At 57.6% G+C, this 11,158-nt stretch carries 7 protein-coding genes; 5 read left to right on the top strand and 2 right to left on the bottom strand.

Annotation, left to right across the window (positions count from 1 at the left end):
* Positions 1–3,860, bottom strand: a 3,860-nt coding sequence (locus tag VK738_13065; protein HTD23582.1) for a DEAD/DEAH box helicase, incomplete at its 3' end; no start/stop codon positions are given.
* Between the two features lie 139 nt (positions 3,861–3,999).
* Here VK738_13065 and VK738_13060 point away from each other — a divergent pair.
* From VK738_13060 to VK738_13050, 3 genes are all read left to right on the top strand, one after another.
* Positions 4,000–6,165, top strand: coding sequence for a hypothetical protein (locus VK738_13060; GenBank protein HTD23581.1), 2,166 nt, complete (start codon positions 4,000–4,002; stop codon positions 6,163–6,165).
* A 370-nt stretch (positions 6,166–6,535) separates the two neighbouring features.
* A complete protein-coding gene (locus VK738_13055) occupies positions 6,536–7,084 on the top strand; it encodes a hypothetical protein (GenBank protein ID HTD23580.1) in 549 nt (182 codons plus the stop codon).
* 433 nt (positions 7,085–7,517) lie between these two features.
* A complete protein-coding gene (locus VK738_13050) occupies positions 7,518–8,174 on the top strand; it encodes a class I SAM-dependent methyltransferase (protein ID HTD23579.1) in 657 nt (218 codons plus the stop codon).
* Between the two features lie 76 nt (positions 8,175–8,250).
* On the opposite strand, the gene VK738_13045 is transcribed toward VK738_13050, so the two are convergent.
* Complete coding sequence (locus tag VK738_13045; GenBank protein ID HTD23578.1) at positions 8,251–9,240, bottom strand: amidohydrolase family protein; 990 nt, start codon at positions 9,238–9,240, stop codon at positions 8,251–8,253.
* A gap of 50 nt (positions 9,241–9,290) precedes the next feature.
* Here VK738_13045 and VK738_13040 point away from each other — a divergent pair, with 50 nt between their 5' ends.
* The gene (locus tag VK738_13040) at positions 9,291–10,571 is read left to right on the top strand and encodes a hypothetical protein (protein ID HTD23577.1); all 1,281 of its coding nucleotides are present in this window, start codon (positions 9,291–9,293) and stop codon (positions 10,569–10,571) included.
* Positions 10,572–10,668: 97 nt separating this feature from the next.
* On the top strand, positions 10,669–11,158 hold a 490-nt coding region (locus tag VK738_13035; protein HTD23576.1), incomplete at its 3' end, for a pyridoxal-dependent decarboxylase.

Raw genomic sequence — 11,158 nt, 5'->3', positions numbered from 1 at the left:
GAGGCTTTGGTCGTTTCAGTCTGGGTGCCATCGGAGGGGAGATTGTGGTGCAGCAGCATCCAGTCAGACTCTTCGCGCACAAAGAATGTAATAGGAGCAACGCTGGTAGGGATGACGCGACGGCGTCCGTCGCTGGAGTCTTCAAGGGTTGCGGGGTGAGGCGAGAGTCTGCCCCAGCCGATAGCGCCGGTGAGCGAGAGCTGATCCAGGATTTTGGGATCATAGTTGGTCATGCGGCGCGACAGCACCTCGCGCTCCCAGGCGCTCGCGGGAATTTCAAAGCCCTGCAGTTGGCGCAAGACTTCAAGTGTGCCGCGCTCGGTGTTGCCGGAAATCTGTGTGCCAGGCGAGACGTGTTGCCAGCGCAGGAGCCAGCGCATAAATTGCGCGGCGGTTACAGGTTCGATTTGCTTGCGCAAGCCGCCCAAGGTAAGGCGGTGGATGCGGGCGAGCAGGCGGCGCTCGCACCACTCCAGTTCCTTGCCTGCGGTTCCAGTGAATTGGCCACGCAGAATGCTGCCGGTGGATTCGATGCGCAGAAGCGTTTTATCTATTTCACTCGCGGGAATGCCGAGCAGCGCGGAGAGATGACCGGCGGTAGTGGGGCCGATGTGTGTCATCCAGCCGTTGAGCGCGGCAAGTAGAGCGTCGGAGAACGAAGGCTGAGTTGTTTCGACTGAAGGCAATGCGTCTTCGTACTGGGCATTGGGGTAGAGAGCAGAAAAAGTCTGGCCACGCTCAGCGGCAACCCAGAAGATTTTGCCGTCAACGGTGGCGCGGGTGGCACGGGAGTGTGTTCTCAACGCCTCAAAATATCTGGTCCATTCTGGACTCGCACAGCCGGGGACGGCCGTGCCACACGGCTCTGGCAAAGCGATGAGAGTGTGCAGCACGTCAGCGAGTTCGTCGGCATCGCGCACGTCGGGCCAGGCTTCCTGGCACACCTGGGCAATGGCGGCGGGGTCGAGCTTGCCGACTTCCTGCAAGACCGATTCGGGAAGCATGCGGCGCATCTCGACGGCGCGGGCGCGTCGCTCTTCGAGAGGCGCATCGTCGAGATAGGCATAAGGATTAGCGTTCAAGATCTCGTGCGAGAAGACGCTGGGCACGGGCGTATCCACCGCAAGGCAGCGGATGGAACCATCGGCGATGCCGCGCAGCACGCGCTGCAGACCATACAGATCCATGGCTTCATGGAAGACATCTTTCATCACCTCTTTTACCAGGGGATGATCGGGGAGCTGAATGGGGCCATCCACATTTTCCTGACAGGCAGCGACATCAGGGAAGACCGAAGCCAGCAGGTCGTCAGACCTCATGCGCTGGATTTGTGGCGGAACTTTCTTGCCGCCCTGAAAGCGCAGCAGGGCGAGGGCCCGGTTGGCATCCCAGCGCCAGCGAGTTCCAAAAATAGGAGAGAGCAGCGCGGCCTGTTGCAGCACAGGCTGCACGGTATCGGCGTGCAGGAACTGGAAGACATCGGCGAGCGGAAAGCTGTGCTGCTCGGCCAAAGAGATGTTCAATCCGTTATCGGTTGCGGCGGCCTGCAACTCAAAGTTGAACGAAACACAGAAGCGCTTGCGCAGCGAGAGGCCCCAGGCCTTGTTGATGCGTGCGCCGAAGGGAGCGTGCAGCACGAGCTGCATGCCGCCGCCCTCATCGAAGAAGCGCTCGGCGATGATGCAGTCTTGCGTAGGAACAGCGCCCAGCACGGCGCGTCCAGTGACGATGTACTCGACGAGTTGCTCGGCGCCAGAGCGCTCGAGACCGCAATTCTCTTTGAGCCAGGCAACCCCAGCCGCGACTTCAGGCGAGTAACCCGAGGCAAAATTTTGCGCGAGGCTGATGGGCGAAAGGTTCGGCGTCATGTCGCTGATTCTCTGGCGCAGTCTCGCTACTTCGTTAGAAAGTTCAGTGGTTCGTCCCGGGGCCTCGCCCAGCCAGAAAGGAACGCTGGGAGGCGCGCCGTGAGCATCTTCCACGATCACGCGGCCGGCGGATTCGATACGGCGGATGCGCCACGAGGTATTTCCCAGCAGCACGATATCGCCTTTGTTGCTCTCCACGGCGAAATCTTCGTCGAGGGTCCCGATTACGGTGCCCTCCGGTTCAGCAACCACGGTAAAGAGAGCATTCTCCGGAATTGCACCGCCGCTGGTGATCGCAGCCAGCCGCGCTCCTCGGCGCGGGCGCAGAACGCCATGCACGCGGTCGCGATGCAGGTAAGCTCCGTAGCGTCCACGGTGGGCGGCGATGCCCTCCGAGAGCATCTCCACGATGGCATCAAAGTCCGAGCGCGCCAGATCGCGGTAAGGATAAGCGCGGCGGACGAGTGAAAAGAGTTCATCTTCGCTCCAGGCATCTTGATTGGAGACTGTCTCAGAAATAGTGTTTCCGGTTGGCAGCCTATAGCTTTCAGCCATGGGTGAGCGAAGCACATCCTCGTGCGCCGCTTGCGGCCCAAGGTGGGAGCCCCGGCCTTCAGGCCGGGGAAGAAGGTCCAAAGAGTTTTGGGCTTTAGCCCCGGCCCCTTCGGGTGGGCCATCATTTGTAAGATCACTCCGCGTACTAGCTGGAGCAGTCGTGGCACAAGTCGCCACAATCTGCTGCGCCAGAATATCAAGAGGCGCATCGGGGATGATGAGGCGATCGAGCTCCCCCTGGCGAATGGAGTGCACCAGGGCAGAGGTTTCCACCAATTCATCGCGCGTGGTCGGGAAGATGCGGCCCTTAGGAATCGCTCCCCGCCAGTGACCGGCGCGGCCGACACGCTGCAGCATCACCGCTATCGAGCGAGGCGAGCTGAGGTGGCAGACGAGGTCAATGGTGCCCACGTCAATTCCCAATTCCAAGGAAGCAGTAGCCACCAGCGCCTGAACTTCGCCCGCTTTGAGACGGCGCTCGGCGTTGAGGCGCAGCTTGCGCGAAAGGCTGCCGTGATGCGCGGCGACCGCATCTTCTCCCAGGCGCTCAATGAGGTTGTGGGCAACCCGCTCGGCCAGGCGGCGCGTGTTAACGAAGATCAGCGTCGAGCGGTGGGCTCGCACCAGCTCGGCGATGCGCTCGTAGATTTCATCCCACATCTCGTTGGTGGCAATGGGGCCGAGAGGAATGCCAGGCACTTCGATGGCAACATCGAGCGTGCGCTTGTGTCCGATGTTGACGATGGCAGGCGTGGGGCGTCCACTGCCGGTGAGGAAGTGTGCAACTTCTTCGATAGGCTTCTGCGTCGCCGAAAGTCCGATGCGCACCGGAGGCTTATGCGTGATGGCCTCCAGCCGTTCCAGCGAGAGCGTGAGGTGCGCGCCGCGCTTGTCATCGGCCATGGCGTGGATTTCATCCACGATCACGGTTTCCACGTCGCGCAGGGTGGCCCGGCTTCCTTCGGCCGTCAGCAGGATGTAGAGCGACTCGGGCGTGGTCACCAGGATGTGCGGCGGATGCTTCAGCATCCGGCGCCGCTCGTGAGCGAGTGTATCCCCGGTGCGGACCGCAGTGCGAATCTCAGGCATCAGCAAACCACGCTCGCCGGCAAGTTGCAGAATCTCGCCCAGCGGAGCTTCAAGATTTTTCTGGATGTCGTTGCCCAGCGCCTTAAGCGGAGAAATGTAGAGAACTTCCGTGCGGTCTTCGAGGTGTCCGGCAAGCGCCTTGCGCACCAGACGGTCAATGCAGGCCAGAAAAGCCGAGAGCGTTTTGCCAGAACCCGTAGGCGCGGAGATCAACGTCGCCCGCCCGCTCAAGATGTGGGGCCAGCCCTGCTCCTGCGGCTCGGTAGGCGTGCCAAAGCGTCGCACGAACCACTCCTGTACCACAGGATGGGCCCAGGCAAGGGATTCGGGGACAGGCAGGGAAGCCATATCCAGTTATTTTAAGCCGATTTTGTGTTTTCGTAAAATGTTCGCCTGAGACTATCTCTCCAAATTTGCTTAAAATCTCCGGGTCGGAAAAGGGCTATTCTGTTGTGTATTCGTCAGGGCCGCCCGGAGGGTATGGGTCATGAATGCAGTTGTGTCGTCCGCTGTCTTCTCTGCCAGGAAAGTTATTTTTGTTGTGCTGCTGATGGCAGTCCCTGCTTTTGCCGGCATTACCGAATACGCGCTGACCAGCGGCAGCCACCCTTCTCATATCACCAGCGGGCCAGACGGCGCGCTTTGGTTCACCGAGCCGGGGACAGACAAGATTGGCCGCATTACGACTTCCGGTACCGTGACCGAGTTCGCTCTTGGCACGGGCAGCGGCCCCTTTGCGATCGTGGCTGGGGCTGACGGCGCACTATGGTTTACCGAGAAATCCGCAGACAAGATTGGGCGCATCACCACTGGTGGTACGGTCACCGAGTTTTCGCTGGCAACAGGCGCCCAGCCCAGAGGCATTGCAGCCGGACCTGACGGCAACTTGTGGTTCGTGGAATTCGGGGCGAATAAAATTGGACGAATCACAACCAGTGGCACGCTGTCGGAGTTTTCTCCCCTGAGCGCCAACAGCGGCTTGGAAGATATTACTGCCGGGCCCGACGGCAACTTGTGGTTTACGGAGTCCAATACAACCCGAGTGGGACGCATCACGACCGCAGGTTCACTCGCTGAGTTCGACCGGGGAATCGGTAATACTCCGCATCAAATTGCGGCAGGACCTGATGGAAATCTGTGGGCAACGATAACCTTTCCCTCTCCGACAACCAGTCCGCAGTTCTCGCTTAACCCGGTGCCCACGACCGGGAGCTTCGCGGTCGAGAATATTCAGAATTTGAACTACAACGCCCTGCGAATTACCACCGGTCCAGATGGAAATCTTTGGATCACGGAGACAGGCGCAGATATCATCGGCCGGGTAACTCCTGCGCCGATTTCGCCCAGCAGCGCCGCAGTTGCACCCACAACGGAGTTTCTGATTCCCACATCCAACTCGGGCGCGCTGGACATCACCACCGGCCCGGACCACAACCTGTGGCTCACAGAATCTATTGCAGATAAGATCGGTATGCTGGTTCCACCGAAATATTCATTTCTGCCGATTCAGTACACATCCAATCCGATCAATCCGGTCGAAGGCAAGTCTGCGAGTGGCGATACTGCGTTCCTGAATGATCAGACAGGGCTGGGTACGGGCAATTACACCACCACCATTGACTGGAATGATGGATCGCCCACTGACAATGGAGTTTTTGCAGGCAGCCCGCCAAAATTTACTGTGACGAGTACGCACACCTATAAGGAAGAAGGTGTTTTTAACCCTACGATTCGGCTTCACGACGTGGCCGATAATATTGACTCGGTTGCTTACAGCTACCTGAACATTCCCGATGCGGTAATCACACTGGTGCCTGCGTCTACTCTCACGGTGGTACAGGGCATGCCCTTGAACGCTGTGGTTGCCAGCTTCACCGACCCGGACTCATTTGACAATGCATCCAGCTACACGGCAGGAGTTGTTTTCATAGATGGCTGCTCTTTCGTTGGGATACACGGTCTGTGCCCACCATCGCCCTCCACGATTGCCGCGGGCGGCACTGCAGGCAGCTACAACGTCGCATCAAGCCATACCTTCAATGGGAATGGCACTTTTCAGGTGGCGACGAGCGTGAACGGACAAGTTGGGCCGGTGTTCACGACCATTAACGTTACACCAGCCACGTTCGCGCTGCAGCTCTCCTCGGCGAGCACTGCAATCAAGGCAGGCCAGTCGGCCAACTTCACCATTAATTTAATGCCAACCAGTGGTGCGATCAATGGTCAGGTGTCTTTCTCCTGCAGCAATCTTCCCGCGCTGTCGAACTATAACTTCTCGCCGCCTTCGCTAACCCCTGGAACGAACGGTGGGAGCACCACGTTAACCATCACCACCACGGCGCCCATACTTGCATCGCTGGCACCATCGGGCGACAAGCACAATTCGCTCCCACTCTACGCTCTGGCTTTGCCCATATTGGGATTGGCCGGCACGCTGCGGATGAGACGGCGGGCAGCAGGCCTTCTGTTGGTGCTGGCGCTGCTCGGCCTGGCGGTCGGATGCGGTGGTGGCCACAGCATGACTTCTAACCCACAACCACAACCTGGCACGCCCACAGGGACATTCATAGTAACCGTAACAGGTACCGCAAATGTGCCCTCGCAGACAGTTGTAGTACAGCAGTCTGCTGTAATCCAGTTGCAAGTGCAGTAGACCCGGATGGAAGCAGTCGGAGCTGAGAGCTGCGCGCTTGGAGCTGTATTCAGCTAGTCCCACCCTCAAAACTCATTTTACCCAGTAAACATGCGGGTATCGCGTTCGTTGAGATTCAAAAACAAATGGGCTTCAGCCCCGGTGCTTGCCGGGATACACCAGCAGTGGGAACAAAATTGACTGTGGTCGAGAATGCACTGACTTCATCGGCAGATCAGCAACTTGAAACTCGAAACCTGAAACTGTTTTAAATATCAATACTTTAGTGCCGGAATGATATCATTTTATTTTGGTACCATTCTGATATCATCTCATAACATTCCGCTTAAATCTAAGTCATCATTATTTTGAGGTACACAGGAGAACACCAATGATGACGAATCCAGAAGTTCGCAAACCCCGTTGCCGGCACATCAGCAAAATCGGTGCCCGCTGCCACGCCGATGTCCAAACCGGCAAATTCTACTGCTTCTTCCACGACCCCGATCAGAAGAGCAAACCACCCCAAGTGCAGAAAGAAGCCCGGAAAGAAGTGCGGAAAGAAGCCCGCAACGAAGGCGGCGAAGCCCGCAGCCGTGAGGCTGACACACTCACCATGCCTCCCGGTCTCGCCGCCATTCCCCTGGAAACTCCCTCTGACGTGGCCAAACTGCTGGCCGAGACCGTCAACCTATTCCGCTGCAGAAAGATAGACCTCCGCGCCGCCAAAGCCATCGCCAATATAGCCAACCTCCTGCTGCGCTCCATGAAAGAAGCGGCGCAGCAAGAGTACGTGCTCTCTGGCCAAGCTGGCCATCCTGAGAATGATTTGCGTCAAACCATGATCGGCACGACCACAGCGGATCCTTATTCTGTATTAGACAGCCAGGACAATCCAGAAGACAAAAAACATCAATCCCGGTCGAGTAGCGTCGCCTGAGATAGAAGACTCGTAGATCTTTGAAAAATTGCAAGAGCAGTAGCTGACGCATAGCGACTTCGCAGTAGCTGTGTAAGCCTCCGCCGAACTCTGCCTCCGCGGTAGCGAGCTTTTGTTTTCTTGGCTAAAAGCTGAAAGCAAAGGCTAAAAATTTCTTCTTTCCACCCCAAGCCCGCAAGCCAGACCCCTCCCATAACCCATTCTTGAGTCCTCGTCGAACTTTCTGAGTAACTTCCCGACCCAAGCTTGCAAGGGGGGTACCCCCCGTAAATCGATCTGCGTAAATCTGCTTTCATCTGCGGCAGGTTTTTGTTTTTTCGCCAAAAGCTAAAAGCTAAAAGCTTCTTCTAACTGTTTTTCACAGTCTCGCCGGGTTCTCCATTAAAATAGTCTTCCGCAGAACGCGTCTAAGTCTTAAAGAATGGAGCGCGCTATGTCCGGAGTGCAAGCCCGCGCTGAAGAAATGATGTCGCGGCATGGGTTCCTGGGTGTACCTCTCGAGAACTTTGCGTCCGGAGGCCGAAGTCACCTGATGACTTTGCTCGGGCAAGGATTGAATCCTGAGTCCAAGGTACTCGATTTTGGCTGCGGAGTCCTGCGGGTCGCTTACTGGCTCGTGCGTTTCCTCGATGCTGGCCACTACTATGGCATTGAACCAGCCCGGCAGCGGGTAGAGTACGGACTTCGCTATATTTTTACACCCGAGGAACTGGCATTCAAGCAGCCACACTTCGATTTCAACCCGGACTTCGACTCCTCGGTTTTTGGCACGCAGTTCGATTTCTTTCTGGCAACATCCATCTGGACCCATGCCTGCAAGCGGCAGATCGAGGCCTCGCTCAATTCGTTTACGCGCGACGCGGCCCCGGCGGGCATCTTCCTGACCTCGTATCTGCCGGCCCGATCAGCAGAAGAAGATTATCAGGGTGACTGCTGGGTGGGCACCAGCCACGAGGGCGGAACGCCGGGCATCGTATACCACTCACTGGACTGGATCGTGGAGCAGTGCCAGAAACGTGCTCTGGAAGTGCACGAATTCCCAGAAAAAAACTGCGACGGCCAGATTTTTCTGCGAATCCGCCGTAAATGATTCGGCTGTACTGTATTGAGGGCCGAGCAAGCCGGAAGAGGGCTTCAGGGACATCTGCATAATGTCCCGCCGACCTTCAAAATCCGTAGAGCCTCGCCGGATTCTCCACGAGGATCGTCTTGCGCTGCGCCGGGTCCGGTGCCCATGTGGGCAGCAGATTGAACAGTCGGCCATCATCAATAGGAAAGAACGGAGCGATGTCGGTGGGCTTGCGGTCCGGCGCGGGCGCAGAGTCTACGTGCGGCCAATCCGTACCCCACAGGATACGTTGCGGGTTGGCAGCAATCAGTGCCTTGGCGAATGGCGCGACATCCGGATAATCCGGCGCCTGCGTTGAACTACGATAAGACCCGGAGATTTTGACGTAGACCTTGCCTGCCTGCACCAGCTTCAGCAGAGTCTCAAAGCCGGGCTGTTCGACGCCGAGAGATGCTTGCGCCCCACCGAAGTGGTCGAAGACAACCGGCACCGGGGAGGCTGTGACCAGGTCCTTGATGTCTTCAATCACAGCGAGACGCATGTAAATCTGTATATGCCACTTGCCGGCCTTCACACGATCAATTGTTCCCTGGAGGCGCTGACGCACAACCGCAGGATCGGTCTGGCTGGTAGGCGGGAAGATGAGCCTTAGGCCACGAAAGCCGGCGTGATGCAGCTTGTCGAGTTCCGGGTCAGATATCTTGTCATCAATCACAGCGATGCCGCGCGCGTTGGAGCCGTGCTGCTTGATGGCATCGAGTGCGCAGGAGTTATCCGTACCGTAAACGCTGGGCTGCACGATCACCACGCGCTCGGTGTGCAGGGCCCGATGCACGGTGCGCAACTCTTTCACCTGGGCTGGGCCAGGTGTGTAGGTGCGCGCGGGTGAAAAGGGGAAGCGGTGGGCATCTCCGAAGATGTGCACGTGACAATCGCACGCGCCTTTGGGCACTTCAAAATCTACCGGCGTGAAATTTACAGGCGCTGCCGCTGGTGAATCCTTGGCAAAGGCAGGAAACGCAGGCCCAACCAATGCAGCCGCTCCGGCGGCCACCGTACCCATGAGAACCTCACGTCGAGTTGGCATGCAAATCCTCCCGGTAGTAGTGTATATAATCGGCGCAACGGGAGGCCCTCATGAAACGTTTCATCTTCCGGGCGCTTATCAGCAGGAGCGCGATTTTCTGTCTCCTTATTTTTCTCACCCTGGCGGCAGTGCCCACTCTCACAGCCCAGTATGAGCCCGACAGTCAGGCAGGAGACTTCGTTTTCTACATGCCGCCCGGCTGGGAGCGAGTGGATAATCCCGATGCTACCTTGATCGTTGCCCCCACAAGCAGCTTCGGCAAGGCCTTCATTGCGCTGCCACCGGCCATAGATCTGAAATCCGATTTGCGGGCCGCTTACGACATGCGTTTGGCAAATTTGCAGAAAGACTATCGCGTATTGCAGAGCAGCGAGGTGGTCTCCAAGCACGCGCCCAAGGGTTATGATTTGCTGGCCAGCACCGCGGTGCTTGCCGATCACGACGGAGTGCGTTGGGGCCTGTTTCTCATGGTTGCCCAAAATGGGAAGAAGGCCGAAACCGTCTTCTTCCTAAGCAACGTCAGCGATGCCGGACTCGCCAATACCCTGCAGGAAGTGCTCGGCCATTTTCTCGACAGCCTGGGTTTTGCCAGCGGAGCGGGCGATCCCAAGGTTGCCGAGGCCGCCAAGCCGGTTCCGCTGTCCAAAGGGAAGGGCAAGTTCAATGGCATCTATCGCGGCGTCGGCGTAGTCAACTACAGCAGCAGTGGGCCCTCCATCTCCTGGCGTTACGTTGTCTTCTTTCCCGATGGAAGATTCATGGAAGGCTTTCCCGATCAGGGAATGGATAAGCTCGATGAAGACGCCGAAATCAGGAGAAATCCCGTGGGCTGGGGATCGTACCAATCTTCTGGCGGCCCAGATGGTCACGGCAAGATCGTCTTCCTGATTACCGATCCCGAGCATGAAAAAGAACCTATCAGTTGGGACCTTAGAGAGTATCCCGACCACCTTCAGGTCAACGGAGACACCTACCACCGGCTCGAGCCCTGCGACGGAATGAAGCTCGCAGGCACCTTCCGCCGCGAAGACTACAAATCACTCTATGCCGGCTCGCAGCAGGGAATTACCTTTACAACGGATGGAAAATTTGCGGATGAAGGCGTCTTCAAAGCGGCTGCTGTGATGGTGCGCCAACCGGTGGGCAACGGCTACGACTTTGATGACGGCGCCCCGGGCAGTGGCACCTACCGCATCGCCAACTATACCCTGGAACTCAGCTATTCAAACGGAAGGGTCAAACACACCAGCATCTTCCTCGAGCCCGGAGCATCGAAAACCGGAGTTCGGGAGTTCTATCTCAATACGTACAAATTTGCGCGGGTGCAGTGACAACGAAGTGAAATGAACAATAAGCCGTGTGTGTCCGGCTTCACTACAAACCCATTTAAGATTAGTAGAGCGTTTACAACCAGCTCTGGAGGATTGTTTGGAACCCACCTTCCACATGTCACCGCAGCAATTTAGAGAAGAAGCCAAGAGGCTTATAGATTGGATTGCGGATTATCATCAGCAGATCGAAAAGTATCCGGTGAAGGCGCAGGTTGCGCCGGGTGAGGTGCGTGCGTCGCTGCCAGCTTCGGCGCCGCCGCGTCCTGAGCCGTTCGACGCCGTCATGCGCGACGTAGAACAGAAAATCCTTCCCGGCATCACCCACTGGCAGTCGCCGAACTTTTACGCCTATTTTCCCGGAAACTCCAGCGGGCCTTCGGTGCTGGGTGAGTTGCTTTCGGCGGCGTTTGGCATCCAGGGAATGCTTTGGGTTACCGGGCCTGCCTGCACGGAACTCGAAGCCCACGTCCTCGATTGGCTGGTGGAGATGCTGGGCCTGCCGCAGCAGTACATTTCTTCCAGCAGCGGCGGTGGCGTGATTCAGGATTCGGCCTCGAGCTCATCTTTGTGCGCGATCCTGGCGGCGC

It is taken from the genome of Terriglobales bacterium (assembly GCA_035487355.1).
Taxonomy (GTDB): domain Bacteria; phylum Acidobacteriota; class Terriglobia; order Terriglobales; family Acidobacteriaceae; genus QIAW01.
Note: the sequence above shows the minus strand (reverse complement) of the source record. Positions and strands in the feature narration are given on the sequence as shown.

What these genes read in the sequence shown, in the direction of transcription:
- VK738_13060 (HTD23581.1), top strand. Translation starts at nt 4,000, where the DNA reads ATGAATGCAGTTGTGTCGTCCGCTGTCTTCTCTGCCAGGAAAGTTATT.
- VK738_13055 (HTD23580.1), top strand. Translation starts at nt 6,536, where the DNA reads ATGATGACGAATCCAGAAGTTCGCAAACCCCGTTGCCGGCACATCAGC.
- VK738_13050 (HTD23579.1), top strand. Translation starts at nt 7,518, where the DNA reads ATGTCCGGAGTGCAAGCCCGCGCTGAAGAAATGATGTCGCGGCATGGG.
- VK738_13045 (HTD23578.1), bottom strand. Translation starts at nt 9,240, where the DNA reads ATGCCAACTCGACGTGAGGTTCTCATGGGTACGGTGGCCGCCGGAGCG.
- VK738_13040 (HTD23577.1), top strand. Translation starts at nt 9,291, where the DNA reads ATGAAACGTTTCATCTTCCGGGCGCTTATCAGCAGGAGCGCGATTTTC.